Genomic DNA, 19,930 nt, shown 5'->3' on the forward strand with positions numbered 1-19,930 from the left:
TTGCCCTATGAATAATCTTGACGCATTTATCCTTGGTGTCATTCAAGGACTTACTGAGTTTTTACCTGTTTCATCTAGTGGGCACCTCGAGCTAGGTAAAGCCATACTAGGAGATACTTCTGTACCAGAAGAGAGCCTTATGTTTACCGTAGTGGTACATTTTGCAACAGCACTTTCTACCATTGTAGTCTTTAGAAAAGATATCATAGAAATTTTAAGCGGATTGTTTTCATTCAAGTGGAATGAAGAAACACAATTTTCGGCAAAAATCGTTTTGTCAATGATACCTGCTGTCATTGTAGGACTCTTTTTTGAGGAGCAACTAGAAGCACTTTTTGGAGGAAATATTATGCTTGTAGGCTGTATGCTACTTGTAACAGCGGTACTACTATACTTTGCAGATAGAGCAAAAGACACTCAAAAGAATGTAACTTTTTCTAATGCATTTATAATTGGTGTTTCTCAAGCAGTCGCTATGATACCTGGTATCTCACGTAGTGGAGCGACTATATCTACCTCTGTATTACTGGGTAATGATAAGAGTAAGGCAGCACGATTTTCATTTTTAATGGTGATTCCACTTATTTTTGGAAAAATTGCAAAGGACCTTATGGACGGAGCAATTACGACTCAAACGGGTAATGTCTCTGTACTAGTGATAGGTTTTATATCTGCCTTTGTTGCAGGACTTATAGCTTGCACCTGGATGATAAAACTTGTGAAGAAAAGTAAACTCTCTTGGTTTGCTATATACTGCCTCATTGTAGGAGTTATTGCGATAGGTTTCTCACTTTATAACTAAGTCTATGTCTGAGATAACGAGCCTTACAGATCAAGATTTTAGAGATGGCCAAGTGCTTATTTTTGACAAGCCTCTTGAGTGGACTTCCTTCCAGCTAGTAAACAAAGTGCGCTGGCTTATACGTAAGAACCGAAACATAAAAAAGATCAAAGTAGGGCACGCAGGCACACTAGACCCGCTCGCTACTGGTCTTATGATTATCTGTACAGGTAAGTTTACAAAGCGTCTACACGAGTTTATGGGTCAGGAGAAGGAATATACTGGCACCATCACTCTAGGTGGCACCACGCCTAGTTATGACCTGGAGACAGCCATAGATAAAGAATACCCTACCGAGCATATCACTGAGGAGGATATATACGCTTTCGCGAAAGCGTACCAAGGAAAAATAATGCAACGTCCACCTGTATTTTCTGCACTAAAAAAAGAAGGGAAGCGTCTGTATGAATTTGCAAGAGCAGGTGAGGAAGTAGAAATTCCGAAGCGAGAGATACACATCTCATCTTTTGAAATTACACGTATTGAAATGCCCGAAGTAGATTTTAAAGTAAGCTGCAGTAAAGGTACTTATATACGATCACTAGCGTTCGATTTTGGAGAAGGGCTTAAAAGTGGTGCCCACCTTACGGCGCTTAGAAGAACCAAAATAGGCGATTATAGCGTAGATAATGCACATCTTCTAGATGACTTTATAAGAGAGATTACTCAAAGCAATCCTGGCGATATCTAGAGGCGCGCCACCTACGAGTCATAACTTATGGCTTATTTTTTGTAACTTTTAAATACCTATGAAATTATCCCCATCAGATAAGGCACTACTCATTACCGTTTTTGGAGCGAGTTTTTTAGTGCTTGTATTTTTCTTTTTGGGAGTAAAACCATATCAGGGTGAGATAGCAGAGGAGTTTATAGAAATACCGGTTATTACTCAAAATCTAGAAGAACCGGAGGAAGAAACCAAAACACCAGTACAGCAAAGAACTCGTTTATCTAATCAAGCATACAACTCAAGTGAATTATCTAAAGCGCTGCAAGAGGAGGACGAGATAAGAAAGGCAATTGCACAGCGCCAGCAAAGCAGTGTTGAAAATCTTAATGAGCGCACAAATAATCAACTTAACGCCTTGCAAGAGGCTAGAGAAGCTGCTCTAGAAGAAAAGAAGAAAGAAGTACAAGCCGCAATAGAGGCAAGAGAGGATGCTAGAGACATTAAGAAAAAGAGCGCTTACAGACAGAGTACTGTTTCTTATAATTTAGTAGGTCGTACAGCAATTGCTTTACCTAACCCCGTGTATACTTGTGACGCTTTTGGCAAGGTGGTCATAAATATTACTGTAAATAATAAGGGGGTTATTGTAAAGAAAACGTTTAATAAAAATGCTTCTACAAGCGCAAATGGCTGCCTTATAGACCAAGCTATGAAATATTTAAACAGGGCCTACTTTGATAAAGGAACAAAAGCCACACAGCTAGGCAGTGTGACTTTTGATTTTCAAGGATAAGCTTATAATCTATTTTAATAGATGAAGTAAATCTTCTACAGTGTTTTGGCCTTTGTCTTTATTATACCACACTTGTAAGTCTTGTTTAAACTCTGGTGTGAGTTTACCGTGAGCTTCTTTATAATCATTTACCATTTTTGTAGCTTCAGATGGACGTGGTCCCCAGTCTCCAAGTACTTCTTGAGTTTCATTGTCAAAGGCAATAAGTCTTGGGATAGACCGACCACCGTTATATAAAAAACGATCCATAAGCTCAAGATTTTCATCTCTTAGAATGACCTTAAAATCAATGTTAGGGTTGAGGTCTGCAAACTTTTGCATTACAGGCATTGTTTGTGCCGCGTCACCACACCAGCTTTCTGTTAGTACAAGCCAAGTGGCTTTAACGTTATATTGCTTTATTGCGTTTTGAGACTCTTCAGACAGTTTTATGGTCTTATCTAGACGCTTCATACGTTTGTGATTGAGCATTGTATAGTTGTGCAATGCCTCTGTGACTTCTGGACCTGTATTTGTGCCTTCTAGGGCGTGAGTTTCTGTAAGTACTCTATAATCTTGGTAAGAGATTGCCTCAGAGAGACTTTCTTTGACTAGTTGTGTTGTTGTTTTTTGCATAGTTTCCATAGCCATTATGTCGCAGGCTTTACTACAAACTTACTATCTTTCGAGTTAGAAAAACAAATTGTAACCGTATGGAAAAACATAGATGTGGCTGGTGTGTGGGTGATGACCTATATGAGGCTTATCACGATAACGAGTGGGGAACTCCGCTTAGAGATGAAGATCTACTCTTTGAGTTTTTGGTTCTTGAGACTTTTCAAGCGGGATTGAGCTGGATTACAATTTTAAAAAAGAGAGAAAACTTTAGAGTTGCCTTTGATAATTTTGATTACAAGCGCATTGCCGCTTATAACGAAGATAAAATACAATCACTCTTGCAAGATGCTGGTATTATAAGAAACAAGCTAAAAGTACGTGGTACGGTTACAAATGCAAGGCTGTTTATGGAGATCCAAAAGGAATACGGCAGTTTTTCAAAATACCTATGGGATTATGTAGATAACACACCCATAAAAAATCACTGGAATGATTATAAAGAATGCCCAGCAAATACGCCTCTAAGTGATAAAATATCTAAAGATCTAAAAAAGCGAGGCTTCAAGTTTGTGGGAAGTACCATTATCTATGCATTTATGCAGGCCATAGGGATGGTAAATGATCACGATGTAAACTGTTTTAGGTACGAGATGGTACAAGAGTAGTAAAGCTACTATTTAAGATATTCTAAAAAGGTTTCTCTAGGTATTTCATCGGCGCCTAGGCTTGCGAGATGGTCTGTGTACATCTGGCAGTCTATGAGCTTGTATCCGTTTTTAGTAAGCTTTCGCGAAAGCGTAATAAACCCCACTTTACTGGCATTACTCATGGTTGCAAACATACTCTCGCCACAAAAAACACCTTTATCTTGCAAGTCTATACCATAGAGGCCTCCTACGAGTTTGTCTTCATGCCAGACTTCTACAGAGATTACATGACCTAATTCGTGTAATCTGAGATACGCGTCTATGATATCATTAGTAATCCATGTGCCGTCTTGACCGTTACGTTTAATACGCTTACAAGCGAGAATTACCTCTAAGAAATTTTTATTGTAAGTGACTTCAAAGTGGTTATCACGTAACACTTTGCGCATGGATTTAGACACATGAACGTCGCTAGGTTTTACGACCATACGTGGGTCTGGACTCCACCACAAGATGGGTTGCCCCTCATTATACCAAGGGAAAATACCAGATTTGTAGGCGAGTAATAACCAGTCTGTAGTAAGATCTCCACCTACCATAAGTAGTCCTTCTTCGTCTGCCAGATGGTGTTCTGGAAACCAAGGGTCATTATTCCAATGTTGATCTTCTGGGAGTAAAAGCACGAGTATAATTAATAGCTATGCACAAAGATAACTAGGCTTTGCTTCTATTAAAAGTATCGATTAACTTAAAATTTCTTCTTGTATGCCACACATAACCTAAAGCAAGCGGTGTATAAAAAGCAATAATTAAGGCCATGTAGGTAATATCTGTGAGAAAGTAATAGCTAGAAAAGAGCACAACAACACCTACAATTGCAACCTCTAAAACCGCATGACGAATGCGCTTTGAGAGTTTTGCTTTGAGCTGGTTTATACTAAAGGTGGTAGTAACACCACAGCGGTCGCATTTTTTTGAAATGCTTACACCTATTTGTTTTGAGAGTTCCGCACGTGTGCCAGCAAGAACATTTAGGCTCAAGTGGTTATGACAACTTTTACAAACTCCGTATACAATCATAGATTGATAAAGGTGTAAAAATAAAGAACCCAAAACAAGTTAATTGTTTTGGGTTCAAATCTCAATTTATTGAGCTTTATCGTCTTAAAATGGTAGATCGTCGTGATCGTCGCTATTAAGGTTTGTTGCAGGCTCAAATGAATCTGCTGGAGGCATAGGAGGTAATGGTTGTCCTCCACCAGCATTTGCTGCTGCAAGATTCTCTATGCGCCATCCTTGTATAGAGTTAAAATACTTAGTTTCACCTTGTGGATTTACCCACTCGCGACCTCTTAAGTTAATGCTTACTTTTACGTTTTGGCCAACAGCATAGTTGTTCAAAAGATCTGTTTTATCTTGTACAAACTCCACCATAATGTGCTGTGGGTATTGCTCTTCTGTCGTTACGACAAGTTCTCTTTTTCTAAAGCCGTTACTCCCAAATGTTTGAGTCTCACCTATCATTTTTACTTTACCTTGTACTTCCATCGCGTTCAATTATTAGGGTGTAAATTTATAAAAATCCTAGCGTTTTGCGAGCAGAACTCTCCACGCATTATCCACATTTTTTTTATCTAAATATTCCTTTGCTATTTTGTGCAGCGTTTCTTGCGTTGTTGTGGTGAGATTTGTTCTTAAATCCTGATGCTGTGCTATAAAACTAGAAATCTCATCTGCTGTAGGCAATTGCTCTACATTACCCAGCATACCTAGATCATTACCAGTAAGTATCGTACTATTTCTTATATCTTGAGGAATCATATCTACGCCTATTCCTGTTCTTAAAACAGGTTTAGGTACTTCAAAAAGTCCGTCTTTTGCACGGCTATACCAGTTTGCGCCCATACGTGATACTTGATCTATCTTGAGAGGATCTATTGCGCCATGAGCATCTAGTATCTCCTCATCAATATGCATTTTTAAAATTTCGCAAATCACAAGGTTTCCTGCACCCCCTTGATCACCTAGTGGCTTTACCTCAATTACTTTACACTCAAACTGTACTGGCGCTTCTGCAACGCAAGGAGGTTGTACCATCTCAGATGGCTTTTCTGTTAGCCCAGATTTTGTAAACTCATTTACTCCTTTTGCATAAGCCGTACTTGCCAGTGACATTTGCTGTACCATTGCATAGTTTACAATGTTTACAGTACATTCAGGTACTTCGAGTACGTTATCAAGTGTGTGTTTTGTGGTGTTATCACGACCACTTCTAGAAGGAGAATACACAAGAATAGGAGGATTTGCCCCAAAGACATTAAAAAAGCTAAAAGGAGCGAGATTTACTTTTCCATCCTTATCTACAGTACTTGCAAATGCAATAGGACGTGGTCCCACGGCGCCTGTAAGGTGGCCAAATAATTGTGGAACAGGTATTTCTTTAGGATCTATCGTGAGCATACATATCTTTTTAAAAAGTGTATCAAAAATAGGAATTCTTTAAGGGTATTAATAACGCTTTCGCGAAAGCTTAACAACAACCTCAACATCATTATAAGAAAAGCTGTCTAGCGGCTCTATTAATAAGTCTTTTGTGTAGGAATTTTAAGAATGACTTAGAAATATAGGGGTATAGACCCTTACATACTCACGTCATTATATCCCTAATAGATTTAGAAATCTGGATCATATTTGTAATGTATTAATCACTTAAAAAGATATGTCATGAATACAAATACGGAAGAGTGGGGACTTCTAGAAGAAATTTTTCAAGATGAGGAATTTGATGTTTCTTATTTCTCAATTGAATTTTCAGATGGTAGCTCATATGAGTACCAAGGATAGATGATAAGCCACTATACATTGTTTTGAGTTGCCTTTATGTAGGCAATTAAGACCTGCTATTGTTTGAGGGAACAATAGCAGGTTTTTTGTAACATTTTGTATCTTCAAGCCACCAATAGTTAAAACAACACAACCTATGGATATTTTTAGCAAGATTAAAGAGAAGCTCAGCAACGAGTTTATAGATATTGTAGAGTGGCTAGACTACACAGATGACACGATTGCACATCGTTTTGAACGTTATCAAAACGAGATTAAAAACGGTGCAAAGCTCATTGTAAGAGAAGGACAGACAGCAGTATTTGTAAACGAGGGCCAACTTGCAGATGTTTTTACACCAGGTACATATGACCTTACTACTCAAAACTTACCAATATTATCTACTATTAAAGGGTGGAAATATGGCTTCAACTCTCCATTTAAAGCAGAAGTTTATTTTGTAAACACACACTTATTTACAGACGAAAAGTGGGGAACTAAAAACCCTATAACATTAAGCGATGACCGTTTTGGACTAGTTGAGATTCGCGCTTTTGGTACCTACGCCTTTAAAATTGCAGATGCTGGAAAGTTTATTGTAGACATCGTAGGGACAGATAACAACTTTACAAATTTTGAAATCAACGAGCATCTCAAAAGCCTTATTGCAACTAGGTTTACAGATACAGTAGGAGAAGCAAATCTGCCTATAGAGCTCTATGCGGCAAATACTACTGAGCTTTCTGAGACGTGCCAAGAGGTGATGAAGCCAGAGTTTCTGTCTGTGGGTATTTCTCTTGAGAAATTTTACATCGAGAATGTATCGATGCCAGAAGATCTCAAGAAAGAAATATTTGAATATAGCCGTATCGATAAGCTTGACCTAGATAAGCTTACTAAGTTCAAAACTGCCAAAGCTATAGAAGCTGCAGCAGCAAATGAAGGTGGTACAGCAGGTGCAGGAATGGGAATGGGAATGGGCTTTGTACTCGCACAACAAATGGGAGGAATGATGTCTCCACAAATGGGAGGACAACAACAAGCAAAACCACAAATGAATCAAGGCGGAATGATGCCGCCACCTATGCCAGCCGCTGTACAATATTTTTATGCGGTAAAAGGTGCACAACAAGGACCCGTAGGTATCGATCAGCTCAAGGCTTTATTTGCAAACCGTACTATCAATAAAGAGAGCCTTGTGTGGAAGCAAGGTATGGCTGGATGGACAGCCTTGCAGGAGGTAGAGGAGCTTAAGTCGTTCTTAGGAGGTAACACACCGCCGCCACTGCCGGTTTAAAAATTTTACAATGTAATAGCCTATGTGCGCTTTCGCGAAAGCGTAATTACTCTATGCCTATATGGAAGAAAACCCCATACATAAAACCGAACTCAAAAAGGCCTGCATAAATTGCGGCGCAGAGCTCAAGTATAAGCCCGGTACCACAGCCATCACTTGTGAGTATTGCGGTCATAAAGAAGAGATATCACTAGCCACGAGCAAGTTTGAAGAGCTGGAGCTGTATCCATACCTAGAAAGTATGGGTGATCAAAAAAACAGCGAAGAGATCTCTATGTTGCATTGCAAAAATTGTGGAGCAAACCAGCACGTAGAAGAAAACTATAAATCCCTACACTGCGTGTATTGCAGTATGCCACTCATACTTGAAGATGCCCGCAAGGAAGACTGGATTTTACCAGGAGCTGTCTTGCCATTTCAGATAGATCAGAGTGCCTCTTTTACTATTTTTAAAAAGTGGGTAAACGGTCTCTGGTGGGCGCCTAATAAACTTAAGAAAGCCTCACTAGATCCTCAGTTTACAAAGGGGCTGTACCTGCCATATTGGACCTTTGATGCACAGCTTGCTGCAAACTATACGGGACAGCGTGGTGAGTATTACTATGAGACGCAAACTTATCGCGATAGTAAAGGAAAAACGCAATCAAGGCAAGTACGTAAAACGAGATGGTATCCCGCCTCTGGTCACGTGTCTGGATTTGTAGATGACACGCTCATAAAAGCATCAAAACAACGCGCTGGTAGAGTTCCTTCTAAAATTGCTAGATGGGATCTCAAAAAATTACAACCATTCAATAGCGGATTCTTATCTGGTTTTGTGACAGAAAAATATACCATTCCTCTTAAAGACGGTTATGGTAAATCTCGTGATGTAGCAGAGCAAATAGCATCTACTTGGGCAGCTAGAGACATAGGCGGTGATACACAACGAGTATCATCCATAGACATGAAGCTCGCAGAGGAGACGTTTAAACATATTTTATTGCCAGTATATGTGAGTTCATACCGCTATAACGGTAAGGAATATAACTTCTTTGTTAATGGAGAAACGGGAGCACTCTCTGGAAAGCGACCGTATTCATTCTGGAAGATTTTCTTTGCGATACTAGCGGGTCTTATTGTGATAGGAGTTATTGTTCTGCTAGCTAATAATGGCCAGTAGTAGTGTAGATTATTAACTAATTTGCTACTGATTAAAAAAATAATCATGGAAGATAAGGAGCATAAAAATTTGACCTGGAGTGATTTTACTAAGGTAGAAATGCGAGTAGGCACCATTTTATCTGCAGAGGTTTTTGCAGAGGCTAGAAATCCATCCTATAAAATGGTTGTGGACTTTGGTGAGTACGGTAAAAGGAAAACATCTGCACAAATCACGCAGTTATATACGACTCAAGAACTAGTAGGAAGGCAAGTGATTGCAGTTGTTAACTTTCCACCTAAGCAAATTGCAACAATGATGAGTGAGTGTCTTGTTCTGGGTGGTTTAGGCAATGATAAGGATGTTATTTTAATAGCTCCAGATAGAAAAGTAGCAAATGGCACTCAAATAGGATAGCCACTTTCAACTTCTTCAAAACAAATGAGGAATAATAGTTCAGGTCATTATAAACCTTTGTTAAACGCATTGTTATAAGGTGTTAATATCGCTTTCGCGAAAGCGGAATACTCATATCTTTAAATAAAAAAAACAATGAAATTTACAAGAAGCGCAAGCGCACACTGGGAAGGAAGCGGAAAAGAAGGAAAAGGAACAATCTCTACCGAAAGTACCGTGCTAGATAAAGCACAATATGCCTTTGGAACTCGATTTGAAGACGGAGTGGGTACAAATCCAGAGGAACTTATAGGAGCAGCACATTCTGGATGTTATACAATGCAACTTAGTTTTTTACTCAATGAAGAAGATTACGTAGCAGATGCTCTAGATACAAGTGCAGACGTAACTTTTGAAGATGGGGAGATTACAAAAATTCACCTCACCACAAAAGGTAAGGTTCCAAATATCTCAACCGAAGAATTTGAAAAAATAGCAACTAAGGCAAAAGAAGTGTGCCCGCTATCTAAGCTTATGAAAGCAGAAATAACACTAGACGCTACATTATTATAGAAGAGAACTGTTTATAAAATTAAAGTCCGCTATGAAACATATCATAGCGGACTTTTTTATATGGAATATATAGAGCTATTTACGCTTTACCGTAATCGTGCTCGTCTTGCCATTTTTTAAGCTCTGCCCACTTTCCTAGAGCGGCCATTTCGGCTTGCATAGGCCAAGTGCCTGGACGATGTATCTCAAAGCGTTTACCACCAGAATTGAGTACCTCTTGACACTTCTCTACAGAAGTGCTTGCAAGTGCTGCCCACGTTTTGATATCGTGGTTATGGAAGAGCTCAGATATTTTCGGACCTATTCCTTCTACAATAGTAAGATCGTCTTCTTTTATTCTTTTCTTACCATACACGCCTTTTGCCGCTGCAGCATCAAACGGTACACCTATAATACCTATAGATGGTGATGGTATACTTGTATTTGTATTTTGAATAACTGTTTCACTAGTAGCCACACCTGCTGCAAATGAACTTGCGATGCTCGCGGTACTAGTTGCTGCTAAGGGAGCTTTTTTTGCTAGATTAAGTTTAGACTCACTTGAAGCTAAATCTGCTTCTAAGGATGCAGTTTTACGAGTACATGCATCGAGATCTGCTTGCAGAGATGCAGTTTTGCGCCTGCAATCTTCAAGATCTGCACTGTAGTCTATTGTTTTATCATTATTACTGCCAAAGAGTCGACCCAATAAATATCCTAAAATACCGCAGATAACACCCGCGATGAGTGGCCATATCCAGCAAGCTATGTTTGAAAAATCCATAATTATTTTGTTTTTGATCTGTTAGTTTAGTGTGATGACTGCGCGTCTATTTTTATTACGTCCTTCCTCGGTATCATTTGTTTCAATAGGGTTGCGCTCTCCCTTTGTAACAGTTTTGATTTTTGATCCAGAAATACCGTTGTTTACTAGATACGCCTTTGCAAATTCTGCTCTTTCTAATCCTAGTCTATCGTTAGTAGTGAGGCTACCTTGACTGTCTGTGTGTCCTTCTACAGTAATGGTTGCACCTTCTTTTTTATCAAGATAGCGGCTTATGTCTCCTATTTGTAAGCGTTGTTTTTCGCTTAGAGTTACAGAGGCTTCTCCATAATCGAAGTACAAGACAAGTGGGTCTGCTCTAAGACTCTTTTCTATGTCTAGTAGTGCTGCATTAGTAGCATCAAGATCATCATTTGCTTGATTAAATATTCTGTATTCTATAGGGCCTTTGTACACGTTGCCATCAGGAACTAATGATGAGCGTAGCTCTCCATATGCATTTATATGACTTGAAGAAATTCCTTGATTAACAAAATAGTTTTTTACAGAATTTGATCTTGCAAGTCCAAGATTTGCAAATGCTGAGGTGTTCTTTTCTCCACTGTCATAATACCCTACAATGTCTATCATTTTATCTTCGTTACCAGTGGTCTCAAGATATGTTTTGAGCTCACCTACACCTTCTGTAACTTTTTCAGAAATAGGAGGTAGGATGGTAAATGATGAATTGTTAAAGTTAAAATTGTCATTGCTGTTGAAGGCAAAATTACCGTCAGGTCCTTTTAGATTAAAGGCCATTGAGGTTGCTGCTTCTGGAGCAGCTACTGCTGGAGTATTGTCAATAGTGGTCTCTCGTTGATTATTTTGTGAATCACTATTACTAGTAGTGCCACAACAAAAAATCCAGGCGAGAATCATACAAATAACAATCGTAACCAGCATACTTAGGAGGTATCCCGTTTTCTTACTCATTTGGTTGTTTTTTAGGTGATTACTGTTTCTTAAAGTTAGTTAAAATATTAACACTTACAACTTTTTATAGTTGATATTCAATAGATTATGTATTTGCTCGGTATTTTTATGAGATTAATCGAGTAAAAATGATCAAATTTCAGTGTAAAACGTAGGTTTTATAACGTTTGGCTTATTGTGAGAAGATTTTTTGTTATGGATTCAATTTTTCGCGAAAGCGCATAAAAAAACCGCTTCCTATTAATAGAAGCGGTTTAAAGTATAAGTGTTTTTTAAAAAGATAAAGACTCTTATAAGTCAAATTTAATTCCTTGAGCAAGTGGCAGCTCTGTCGTATAATTGATAGTGTTAGTCTGCCTTCTCATATATACTTTCCAAGCATCAGATCCAGACTCACGGCCTCCACCAGTGTCTTTCTCACCACCAAAGGCTCCACCTATTTCTGCCCCAGATGTACCTATATTTACGTTTGCAATTCCACAATCTGATCCTGCAGCGCTTAAGAAACGCTCAGCCTCGCGTAGGTTATTAGTCATAATAGCAGACGAAAGTCCTTGTGCCACACCGTTTTGAAGCTCTAAGGCATCTGTAACGTCACCTTTGTATTTTAATAAATATAATACGGGAGCAAAAGTCTCATGTTGAACAATTTCATAATCATTACTAGCTTCTGCAATAGCTGGTTTTACGTAGCATCCACTCTCATAACCTTCACCAGACAGTACACCACCTTCTACTAGAATGTTTCCTCCTTCTGCTACTACGCGTTCTAGAGCTTTGTTATAATTTGCTACGGCATCTTTATCTATAAGTGGTCCTACGTGATTATTTTCATCAAGCGGATTGCCTATGCGTAGTTGCCCGTATGCCTTTACAATAGCATCCTTTACCGTGTCATACATACTCTCATGTATAATAAGGCGTCTAGTAGATGTACAGCGTTGTCCAGCTGTTCCTACAGCACCAAAAACAGCACCTATCACGGTCATTTTAATATCTGCATCAGGAGTTACAATAATAGCATTGTTTCCTCCTAGTTCTAGAAGTGATGTACCTAAACGTTCCCCTACGGTTGCAGATACTTTTCTACCCATACGAGTAGAGCCTGTAGCAGAGATAAGAGGTAGACGCCTATCTGTAGTCATCATCTCACCTACTTTATAGTCTCCATTTATAAGGCAAGAGATACCTTCTGGCATATCGTTAACCTTAAGAACTTCGGCAATAATGTTTTGACAAGCAACACCACAAAGCGGTGTTTTTTCTGATGGTTTCCAGACACAAACATCGCCACAAACCCAAGCAAGAGCTGTGTTCCACGCCCATACTGCAACTGGGAAGTTAAAGGCAGAGATGATACCTACTACACCTAGTGGGTGATACTGCTCATACATTCTATGTCCAGGACGCTCCGAGTGCATTGTAAGACCGTGTAACTGGCGAGAAAGACCTACTGCAAAGTCGCAGATATCTATCATCTCTTGTACTTCACCTAGTCCTTCTTGATATGATTTACCCATCTCATAAGAAACGAGTTTACCTAATGGCTCTTTTACCTCACGAAGCTTGTTTCCAAACTGACGTACCATTTCTCCTCTTGCTGGAGCAGGCATTGTTCTAAAGTCTTTAAACGCTGCTGTAGCAGAGGTCATTACTTTCTCGTAATCTTCTTTTGTGGTAGTTTTTACTTTACCTATTAATTGCCCATCTACTGGAGAGTAAGATTCAATAATGTCTCCACTACCAAAACTTTTTTGACCTGTAGAGGTTCCTTCATTTATATCAGAAAGGCCAAGTATCTTAAGCGCTTCGTCCATTCCAAAATCTTTTGCTACTGTGCTCATAGTTTTTTGAATTATTGAGTGAAGAAAACATACAAAGCGATCTTACTCAATGGTTAATAATTTCTTTATTACATACCTGCTACGATGGAGGTAATGTTCTGAGTCAAATCTAAGAATAATTCAAAGGCTTCCATAAAAAAGGGCGTGTTATTAAACACACCCTAAAAATTATTCTGTTTTTTTTACTAATCTGCAGTAAATCGCTCATCTACTTCCATAACGGTTCCGCAGTTACTACAAGTTCTATGTTCTAAACTCCCATAGAAATCTTTAAAGTGTCCTAAAAAGTCTTTTTCTATATTATGAAGCTTAAAGAAAACTTCATATAATTTATGATTACAGTTATCGCAGAACCAGAGTAAACCATCCTTTCCGTCTAGATCTACTCTCTTTCGTTCTATCACTAAACCTATAGAATTTTCATGTCTTACTGGAGAGTGTGGTACACCAGCGGGATGTAAATACATATCGCCAGGACCTAGTTGCATAGTACGTTTTACTCCCTCATCTTGCACATGTACTTCAATAGTACCTTCTATTTGAAAAAATAGTTCTTCGGTCTCATTGTAGTGGTAGTCTTTACGAGCATTTGGGCCACCTACAATCATTACGATATAGTCACCAGCGTCTTGGTATAAGTTCTTATTACCTACGGGTGGCTTGAGGAGATCTCTGTTTTCTTCAATCCACTTATTTAAATTGAACGGTTGTTGAATTGCCATAATCTTATTCTTTGTATAAAAATACAATTTATAGAAGTACGCTTTCGCGAAAGCGTAAAAAAACAACCCCGCCTACTATTGTACACGGGGTTGAAAATCAAAATTGATTTGGGGGTATTTTTTTATCGAATAAATAATTGTGTATAGTAAGGTATTCCTGTTTCTGTCATGACGATGCCTACACCTGTGTGTGTGTAATCTCCTTCTATTGCTTGCTTGTGCGCAGGACTGTTAAGCCATCCTTCTAGAACTGACTCTGCATCTCTAAACCCATAAGCTACATTCTCACTCACCATGTCTGCCCCTTTATCCTGTAGTATAGCAGCACGCTCGTAAAAATTATCATGACTTGCTTCATTTTGAATCACCATGTAGTTAGAATGAGCTACGGCAAGATTTTCTGAATCTGTATGCCACTCGAGTGCATTAAGACCTATAGATGCCCTATAGTCATTAAGTACATCAAGTACCTCTTCGGCAAGCTCAATGTTATTTTCTACCTCTATAGTAGTTTCTAAATTTGCAAGAGTTTCTATCTCTGAAGACTCTTCGCTGGTGCACGCGCTTAGGAGGCACAACGCAACTAGTGCGTATAAAGTTTGGCTAATCAATTTCATAATTTGGGGTTATGAGTTTATTATGACTGCAAGATATAATTATTTTGCACTTAAACGTACATTTTGTGTACTTAATCGATGAAATACACAAAAAAAGTTGATTTGTAAGAAATTTCAAAGAAATAACTGTGTATTTCATCGATTTTTTTGAAAAAACCAATTCTTTTTAAAGATTCTTTCTCCTTATATTTAGACACTTACAAAATCGTAATCTCTATGAAAAAATTAGTTTTTGGCATTATTTCATGTCTTTTAATAATGTCTTGTGACATGCCAGTTAAAGAAAAAGCTTCTAAGGAAGTTGAAAATACTATTCCCGCAGATCAAAAATTTGGTCTTGTTATACATGGAGGAGCTGGTACTATTCTTAAAAAGAATATGACAGATTCACTAGAAAAAGCATATCGTCTTAAGCTGGAAGAAGCTACAAAGGCCGGTCATAAAATTCTAGCCGATGGTGGAACTAGTATGGAAGCCGTAACAGCAGCTATAAATATTATGGAAGACAGTCCTTTATTTAATGCAGGAAAAGGTGCGGTTTTTACACATGATGGTACAAATGAGCTTGACGCAAGTGTAATGGATGGTAAGACGCTTAATGCTGGAGCCATCTCTGGAGTAACAACAGTAAAAAATCCTATTGATCTTGCAGTAGCGGTTATGGATAAATCTGAGCATGTGATGTTGAGCGCAAAAGGAGCAGAGCAATTTGCAAAAGAGCAAGGACTAGAAATTGTAGATCCTTCTTATTTCTATACAGAAAGACGCTTCCAGTCATTGCAGAAAATTATAGATAAAGAAAAAACACAACTCGACCACGATGGTGATAAGAAGGTTGCATTTATGGATCCTTATATAAAGGACAGTAAATTTGGAACCGTAGGTTGTGCGGCGTTAGATAAGTATGGCAACCTTGCTGCAGGAACTTCTACAGGAGGAATGACTAATAAACGATATAATCGCATAGGTGATGCTCCTATTATAGGTTCTGGAACGTATGCAAATAATGCTACGTGTGCGGTAAGTAGTACAGGATGGGGAGAATTTTTTATAAGAGCTCAGGTAGCTCATGATATTTCGGCAATGATGGAATATAAAGGAGTAACACTTCAAGAAGCTGCTAGCGAAGTCATTCAAGAAAAAGTTCCAGCTTTAGGTGGCGATGGAGGAATTGTAGCGATAGATAAGGATGGAAATGTAGCTATGGAATTCAATACTGCTGGAATGTATCGTGCGCATATGAATGCTACTGGGGATCTAGACATCAAAATTTACAAGAATAATTAAAGAGTATTAACCTCATTAAATGGATAACTGAGCTTTGAGCTTAAGTGTTCAGCAATTTTATGGAGAGAGCTTGTCCTGAATGTGGAGATAAAATAATAGGTCGCGCAGATAAAAAATTCTGTAGTGACTCATGTCGTAATTCTCATAATAACAAACAAAATAAGGACTCAAAGAATATCATGCGCAATACTAATAATGTATTGCGCAAGAATTATCGCATCTTAGAGCGTCTCAATCCAGAAGACAAAACGAGAACAACCAAGTCCAAGCTCAACGCAGCTGGATTTAACTTCAATATATTTACCAGTATTTATACCACAAAGGCTGGGACAGTATATTACTTTGTGTATGATCAAGGCTACTTGCCGCTTGAAGGTGATTTTTATGCGCTTGTGAAGCGTGCATAAATCTTAGTATTCGCTCATTTTTTTAATATTTATGACCTACCATATAGAAACAGAACACCTAATCTTACGCGAGGTGCGTATAGAAGATACGGGAAACATGTATCGACTAGATAGCGATGCCTTAGTGCATCAATATCTAGGTAAAAATCCTATTAAATGTATGGGTAAGGCAAGGGCGTATGTAGATTATATACGTATGCAATATGAAACTTACGGTATAGGACGCTGGGCAGCGATAGAGAAAAGTAGTGGAGACTGGATAGGGTGGACAGGACTTAAATATAACTTTGAGCAGGAAATGAATGGCCACACTAATTTTTATGATATTGGCTATCGTTTTATGCCTGAGTATTGGGGTAAAGGTTATGCAACCGAATCTTCAATTGCGGCAAGAGATTACTTTTTTGAACATTTTCCAAATACAAAACTCTGCGGCATGGCAGAGTTAGGGAATAAAGCATCTTGCAGAGTACTAGAAAAGATAGGCCTCGAGCGCAAGAATAATTTTATATATGAAGCCCAACAAGTAAAACTCGCCTGGTTTGAAAAAATGCCATAACAGCTTATTTCCAAGTCTGACCGTTGAGTGCTAGAGCAGCTTTAAGAACGTCTTTCTGGCTTATTTGGCCTACAAGCTTGCCGTTTTCTACAATAGGAAAACGCCTGTGTTTTGACTCCAAAAATTTATTTGCTGCATCAAAAACATTCATATTACCATCTATCGTATCTACATTTGTGACCATGTGATTAGATACCTTCATATTATCCATAGGCATATTGTAATAGCGGCTTTCAGAGATTTGCTTCATACAATCACCTTCAGAGATAATACCCAGTAGTTCGTTATTTTCATTAACCACGGGACCACCAGAAATCTTATGTTTGATTAAGTTGTTCATCACTTCAAGCACCGACTGATCAGGAGAAAAAGTAATGAGCTTTCGGCTCATGTAATCACTTACTTTAATGTCTGTAGCGTTGCTTTTAACATCTTTTGCACGCTTACCCATAAAACTTTTAATTGCCATAACTTGCTGATTTTGTTCTCTTAAAGTTAGTGATTTAATTTTAATCTTTGAGGTTACGCTTTCGCGAAAGCGTACTCAAGCCCATAAATTCGTATTTTACAAGCACCAAACCAAAAGATTACCTTTTTGATGAAACGTTTATCTCATATTTTTTCATTTTTCCTAGTGTTGTTTTTAGTGTATGTGAGCTTTTACTCACTCATGCCCAAGAATATAAGTGGTAAAGAAGCCCCGCTTACAGAATTTTCTACGGCAAGAGCATTATCACATTTAAAAGTAATCTCGGCCAAACCTCATTTTGTGGGTACACCAGCACATACAGAAGTGCAGCAATATATAGTACAAGAACTTCGCAAGCTTGGTCTCGAGCCTCAAGTGCAAGAAGGTTTTGTAAATGAGGAATGGAGTGGGTATAGTAACCTTACAAAGCCTCAAAATATCTTAGCACGTATTAAAGGAAGTGGTAATGGTAAAGCGTTATTACTCATGTCACATTATGATAGCGCACCACACAGTGCATCTCATGGCGCAAGTGACGCAGGTTCTGGTGTGGTAACTATATTAGAAAGTGTGCGTGCTTATATTGCTAGCGGAGTCACCCCAGTAAATGATATAATAATCTGCATCACAGATGCCGAAGAAATAGGATTAGATGGCGCTCAGCTTTTTGTGGACGAGCATCCATGGGCAAAAGACGTGGGACTTGCCCTCAACTTTGAAGCCCGTGGTAGTGGTGGTCCTTCTAATATGATTGTAGAAACTAATCACGGTAATAAAAATCTCATAAAAGGATTTATGGATGCGGGAGTGGAGTATCCCGTAGGAACTTCATTGATGTATAGTATTTACAAAATGTTACCTAATGATACAGACTCGACGGTCTTAAGAGAAGATGGTGATATCGATGGGTTTTTCTTTGCATTTATAGATGACCATTTTGATTATCATACAGTAAATGACACTTTTGAAAACTTGGATCGAAAGACGCTAGAGCACCAAGGAACCTATTTAATGCCTTTACTCAAGCATTTTGCAGCTACAGACCTTACCAATATTAAGTCTGATGTAGATTATGTGTATTTTGATGCTGCTGTGGCCAACTTTATTGCCTATCCATTTTCTTGGATCTGGCCTATGGTTGCAATTGCAATTGTTCTATTTGTGGTCTTACTAGTTTATGGATTTAAAAAGGAAAAACTAAGAAGAAAATATGTTTCTAGAGGTTTCAGCGCGTTTTTCCTTACACTAATCTTAGGTGGAGGACTTTTTTATCTATTATGGGAATTATTAAAGTATGTATATCCTAGCTATGAAGACATGTTGCCTGTTTTTATTTATAATGGTCACTGGTATATTATTGCCTTTGCCTTATTAGGTTTTAGTCTATGTATGGGTATTTATCATAGGCTCACCGTGGCACAAAACACGGCAAGTAATATGGTAGCTCCACTCATGATGTGGCTCATCATTAATATACTTGTTGCCGTTTATTTAAAAGGTGCTGCCTTTTTTATCATACCTGTATTCTTTGGGTTAATAGCTTTTTATATACTAATAGCACAACGTAAGCCTAGTGTATTGTTGCTTGTTTTATTGTGTGCTCCAGCGATTTTTTTACTGGCTCCACTAGTGCAATTCTTTCCCGTAGGTTTGGGGCCAGATATGCTCTATGCTAGTGTTATCTTCTTAATACTACTTTTTGGGTTGGTTCTACCAGTATTTGGTTTGTATAGAAACAAGAAGTTTATTGCATATTTGAGTTTACTAGGAGCGCTTGTTTGTTTTGGAGTTGCACACATGAAATCTGATGCTACGGTAAAACGACAAGCGCCTAACAGTCTTATTTATTATCAAAATAAAGATACAAATCGAGCCTACTGGGCAACATATAATAAATCACTTGATGACTGGACTAAAGGATACCTAGGCGAAAACCCAGAACAAGCAGCTATGTACATTGGTAATGCTGCAGGTAGTAAATACAATACACCATACACCTATGCTAAGGAAACAGCGGTAATCGATTTGCCAGAAAGTACTGTGCAGTTAGATAGAGATACAATAGTAGATGGTTTAACGCACATGACACTTACAGTCAAACCTAATCGCACCGTGCATCAAATGCGTATGTACACAGCTATAGAAACTCCTTTACAGCATATCTCTTGGAACGGTGTTGCTGTAAAAGCAGATAGTACTGAGACGCTTTATAAAAAACGAGGTAGTAAAGGTATTTTAAGTTATTACAGAGGCGAAAATGACAAACTGGAGTTTAAATTTGCCGTTCCAGAAGGTGTAAATCCTAAATTTACGCTCAAGGAGTTCTCGTACGATTTATTAGAAAACCCAAAATTTACAGTTTCGGGGAGACCTAATACTACGATGCCAAAACCATTTGTACCTAACGATGCTATTATAGTCGAGCGTACTATTGATATTGCTGAGTACGCTTTCGCGAAAGCGAAAAAAGATACCATCAATGCTGGTGTAGAAGAATAATGTAATTCTCGGT

The 19,930-nt window shown here is 38.4% G+C and carries 23 protein-coding genes; 12 read left to right on the plus strand and 11 right to left on the minus strand.

Going from position 1 to position 19,930, the window contains the following annotated elements:
• Positions 1-7: 7 nt before the first annotated feature.
• From uppP to D017_RS05745, 3 genes are read left to right on the plus strand one after another with little or no spacing between them, the layout of a single operon-like run.
• Complete coding sequence (gene uppP / locus D017_RS05735) at positions 8-802, plus strand: undecaprenyl-diphosphatase UppP (RefSeq protein WP_035326397.1); 795 nt, start codon at positions 8-10, stop codon at positions 800-802.
• A gap of 4 nt (positions 803-806) precedes the next feature.
• The gene (truB, locus tag D017_RS05740) at positions 807-1,532 is read left to right on the plus strand and encodes a tRNA pseudouridine(55) synthase TruB (protein ID WP_035335205.1); all 726 of its coding nucleotides are present in this window, start codon (positions 807-809) and stop codon (positions 1,530-1,532) included.
• 58 nt (positions 1,533-1,590) lie between these two features.
• Positions 1,591-2,304 (plus strand): hypothetical protein, encoded by a 714-nt coding sequence (locus D017_RS05745; RefSeq protein ID WP_035335206.1) that lies wholly within the window; start codon positions 1,591-1,593, stop codon positions 2,302-2,304.
• A gap of 9 nt (positions 2,305-2,313) precedes the next feature.
• Here D017_RS05745 and D017_RS05750 read toward each other — a convergent pair whose 3' ends face one another.
• Positions 2,314-2,928 carry a thioredoxin family protein gene (locus D017_RS05750; RefSeq protein WP_035338035.1) on the minus strand — a complete coding sequence of 205 codons (615 nt, stop codon included), beginning with the start codon at positions 2,926-2,928 and terminating at the stop codon, positions 2,314-2,316.
• A gap of 68 nt (positions 2,929-2,996) precedes the next feature.
• Between D017_RS05750 and D017_RS05755 the strand changes: the two genes are divergently transcribed.
• Positions 2,997-3,566, plus strand: coding sequence for a DNA-3-methyladenine glycosylase I (locus D017_RS05755; RefSeq protein WP_035335208.1), 570 nt, complete (start codon positions 2,997-2,999; stop codon positions 3,564-3,566).
• An 8-nt stretch (positions 3,567-3,574) separates the two neighbouring features.
• Here the strand turns inward: D017_RS05755 and aat are convergent, their stop codons facing one another.
• The 4 genes from aat to D017_RS05775 form a co-directional block, all read right to left on the minus strand.
• Entirely contained in the window at positions 3,575-4,231 is a 657-nt protein-coding gene (gene aat / locus D017_RS05760; RefSeq protein ID WP_035335209.1) for a leucyl/phenylalanyl-tRNA--protein transferase, read from the minus strand.
• A gap of 31 nt (positions 4,232-4,262) precedes the next feature.
• Complete coding sequence (locus tag D017_RS05765) at positions 4,263-4,628, minus strand: hypothetical protein (protein ID WP_152023870.1); 366 nt, start codon at positions 4,626-4,628, stop codon at positions 4,263-4,265.
• Positions 4,629-4,712: 84 nt separating this feature from the next.
• On the minus strand, positions 4,713-5,096 hold the full coding sequence (locus D017_RS05770) for a DUF3127 domain-containing protein (protein ID WP_035335212.1): 384 nt from the start codon (positions 5,094-5,096) through the stop codon (positions 4,713-4,715).
• 36 nt (positions 5,097-5,132) lie between these two features.
• Positions 5,133-6,008: a flavin reductase family protein gene (locus D017_RS05775; protein ID WP_035335213.1), complete on the minus strand. Its 876-nt coding sequence runs from the start codon at positions 6,006-6,008 to the stop codon at positions 5,133-5,135.
• A 520-nt stretch (positions 6,009-6,528) separates the two neighbouring features.
• Here D017_RS05775 and D017_RS05780 point away from each other — a divergent pair.
• From D017_RS05780 to D017_RS05795, 4 genes are all read left to right on the plus strand, one after another.
• A complete protein-coding gene (locus tag D017_RS05780) occupies positions 6,529-7,668 on the plus strand; it encodes an SPFH domain-containing protein (RefSeq protein ID WP_035335214.1) in 1,140 nt (379 codons plus the stop codon).
• A gap of 61 nt (positions 7,669-7,729) precedes the next feature.
• The gene (locus D017_RS05785; RefSeq protein WP_035335215.1) at positions 7,730-8,830 is read left to right on the plus strand and encodes a DNA helicase PriA; all 1,101 of its coding nucleotides are present in this window, start codon (positions 7,730-7,732) and stop codon (positions 8,828-8,830) included.
• 45 nt (positions 8,831-8,875) lie between these two features.
• Entirely contained in the window at positions 8,876-9,226 is a 351-nt protein-coding gene (locus tag D017_RS05790) for a tRNA-binding protein (protein ID WP_035335216.1), read from the plus strand.
• Positions 9,227-9,361: 135 nt separating this feature from the next.
• Complete coding sequence (locus D017_RS05795; protein ID WP_035335217.1) at positions 9,362-9,778, plus strand: OsmC family protein; 417 nt, start codon at positions 9,362-9,364, stop codon at positions 9,776-9,778.
• Between the two features lie 79 nt (positions 9,779-9,857).
• Here D017_RS05795 and D017_RS05800 read toward each other — a convergent pair whose 3' ends face one another.
• From D017_RS05800 to D017_RS05820, 5 genes are all read right to left on the minus strand, one after another.
• Positions 9,858-10,541, minus strand: coding sequence for a hypothetical protein (locus D017_RS05800; protein ID WP_035335219.1), 684 nt, complete (start codon positions 10,539-10,541; stop codon positions 9,858-9,860).
• 21 nt (positions 10,542-10,562) lie between these two features.
• Entirely contained in the window at positions 10,563-11,513 is a 951-nt protein-coding gene (locus D017_RS05805; protein ID WP_035335220.1) for an OmpA family protein, read from the minus strand.
• A 290-nt stretch (positions 11,514-11,803) separates the two neighbouring features.
• Positions 11,804-13,357, minus strand: a complete 1,554-nt coding sequence (locus D017_RS05810) for an aldehyde dehydrogenase family protein (RefSeq protein WP_035335226.1) — start codon at positions 13,355-13,357, stop codon at positions 11,804-11,806.
• Positions 13,358-13,542: 185 nt separating this feature from the next.
• Positions 13,543-14,079: a 3-hydroxyanthranilate 3,4-dioxygenase gene (locus tag D017_RS05815; protein WP_035335227.1), complete on the minus strand. Its 537-nt coding sequence runs from the start codon at positions 14,077-14,079 to the stop codon at positions 13,543-13,545.
• A 122-nt stretch (positions 14,080-14,201) separates the two neighbouring features.
• A complete protein-coding gene (locus D017_RS05820) occupies positions 14,202-14,696 on the minus strand; it encodes a CAP domain-containing protein (protein WP_035335228.1) in 495 nt (164 codons plus the stop codon).
• 216 nt (positions 14,697-14,912) lie between these two features.
• Between D017_RS05820 and D017_RS05825 the strand changes: the two genes are divergently transcribed.
• From D017_RS05825 to D017_RS05835, 3 genes are read left to right on the plus strand one after another with little or no spacing between them, the layout of a single operon-like run.
• On the plus strand, positions 14,913-15,983 hold the full coding sequence (locus D017_RS05825) for an isoaspartyl peptidase/L-asparaginase (protein ID WP_035335229.1): 1,071 nt from the start codon (positions 14,913-14,915) through the stop codon (positions 15,981-15,983).
• Positions 15,984-16,042: 59 nt separating this feature from the next.
• A complete protein-coding gene (locus D017_RS05830; RefSeq protein ID WP_035335230.1) occupies positions 16,043-16,390 on the plus strand; it encodes a hypothetical protein in 348 nt (115 codons plus the stop codon).
• 31 nt (positions 16,391-16,421) lie between these two features.
• Positions 16,422-16,949, plus strand: coding sequence for a GNAT family N-acetyltransferase (locus tag D017_RS05835; protein WP_035335233.1), 528 nt, complete (start codon positions 16,422-16,424; stop codon positions 16,947-16,949).
• Between the two features lie 4 nt (positions 16,950-16,953).
• Here the strand turns inward: D017_RS05835 and D017_RS05840 are convergent, their stop codons facing one another.
• On the minus strand, positions 16,954-17,418 hold the full coding sequence (locus D017_RS05840) for a CBS domain-containing protein (protein WP_035335234.1): 465 nt from the start codon (positions 17,416-17,418) through the stop codon (positions 16,954-16,956).
• A gap of 201 nt (positions 17,419-17,619) precedes the next feature.
• Here D017_RS05840 and D017_RS05845 point away from each other — a divergent pair, with 201 nt between their 5' ends.
• A complete protein-coding gene (locus D017_RS05845) occupies positions 17,620-19,917 on the plus strand; it encodes a M28 family peptidase (RefSeq protein ID WP_225969334.1) in 2,298 nt (765 codons plus the stop codon).
• Positions 19,918-19,930: the final 13 nt, after the last annotated feature.

Source organism: Dokdonia sp. PRO95, assembly GCF_000355805.1.
GTDB lineage: Bacteria > Bacteroidota > Bacteroidia > Flavobacteriales > Flavobacteriaceae > Dokdonia.

Bases quoted from the DNA above. Each gene is read 5' to 3' on its own strand.
- uppP (WP_035326397.1), top strand. From the start codon at position 8: ATGAATAATCTTGACGCATTTATCCTTGGTGTCATTCAAGGACTTACT.
- truB (WP_035335205.1), top strand. From the start codon at position 807: ATGTCTGAGATAACGAGCCTTACAGATCAAGATTTTAGAGATGGCCAA.
- D017_RS05745 (WP_035335206.1), top strand. From the start codon at position 1,591: ATGAAATTATCCCCATCAGATAAGGCACTACTCATTACCGTTTTTGGA.
- D017_RS05750 (WP_035338035.1), bottom strand. From the start codon at position 2,928: ATGGAAACTATGCAAAAAACAACAACACAACTAGTCAAAGAAAGTCTC.
- D017_RS05755 (WP_035335208.1), top strand. From the start codon at position 2,997: ATGGAAAAACATAGATGTGGCTGGTGTGTGGGTGATGACCTATATGAG.
- D017_RS05765 (WP_152023870.1), bottom strand. From the start codon at position 4,628: ATGATTGTATACGGAGTTTGTAAAAGTTGTCATAACCACTTGAGCCTA.
- D017_RS05770 (WP_035335212.1), bottom strand. From the start codon at position 5,096: ATGGAAGTACAAGGTAAAGTAAAAATGATAGGTGAGACTCAAACATTT.
- D017_RS05775 (WP_035335213.1), bottom strand. From the start codon at position 6,008: ATGCTCACGATAGATCCTAAAGAAATACCTGTTCCACAATTATTTGGC.
- D017_RS05780 (WP_035335214.1), top strand. From the start codon at position 6,529: ATGGATATTTTTAGCAAGATTAAAGAGAAGCTCAGCAACGAGTTTATA.
- D017_RS05785 (WP_035335215.1), top strand. From the start codon at position 7,730: ATGGAAGAAAACCCCATACATAAAACCGAACTCAAAAAGGCCTGCATA.
- D017_RS05790 (WP_035335216.1), top strand. From the start codon at position 8,876: ATGGAAGATAAGGAGCATAAAAATTTGACCTGGAGTGATTTTACTAAG.
- D017_RS05795 (WP_035335217.1), top strand. From the start codon at position 9,362: ATGAAATTTACAAGAAGCGCAAGCGCACACTGGGAAGGAAGCGGAAAA.
- D017_RS05800 (WP_035335219.1), bottom strand. From the start codon at position 10,541: ATGGATTTTTCAAACATAGCTTGCTGGATATGGCCACTCATCGCGGGT.
- D017_RS05805 (WP_035335220.1), bottom strand. From the start codon at position 11,513: ATGAGTAAGAAAACGGGATACCTCCTAAGTATGCTGGTTACGATTGTT.
- D017_RS05810 (WP_035335226.1), bottom strand. From the start codon at position 13,357: ATGAGCACAGTAGCAAAAGATTTTGGAATGGACGAAGCGCTTAAGATA.
- D017_RS05815 (WP_035335227.1), bottom strand. From the start codon at position 14,079: ATGGCAATTCAACAACCGTTCAATTTAAATAAGTGGATTGAAGAAAAC.
- D017_RS05820 (WP_035335228.1), bottom strand. From the start codon at position 14,696: ATGAAATTGATTAGCCAAACTTTATACGCACTAGTTGCGTTGTGCCTC.
- D017_RS05825 (WP_035335229.1), top strand. From the start codon at position 14,913: ATGAAAAAATTAGTTTTTGGCATTATTTCATGTCTTTTAATAATGTCT.
- D017_RS05830 (WP_035335230.1), top strand. From the start codon at position 16,043: ATGGAGAGAGCTTGTCCTGAATGTGGAGATAAAATAATAGGTCGCGCA.
- D017_RS05835 (WP_035335233.1), top strand. From the start codon at position 16,422: ATGACCTACCATATAGAAACAGAACACCTAATCTTACGCGAGGTGCGT.
- D017_RS05840 (WP_035335234.1), bottom strand. From the start codon at position 17,418: ATGGCAATTAAAAGTTTTATGGGTAAGCGTGCAAAAGATGTTAAAAGC.
- D017_RS05845 (WP_225969334.1), top strand. From the start codon at position 17,620: ATGCCCAAGAATATAAGTGGTAAAGAAGCCCCGCTTACAGAATTTTCT.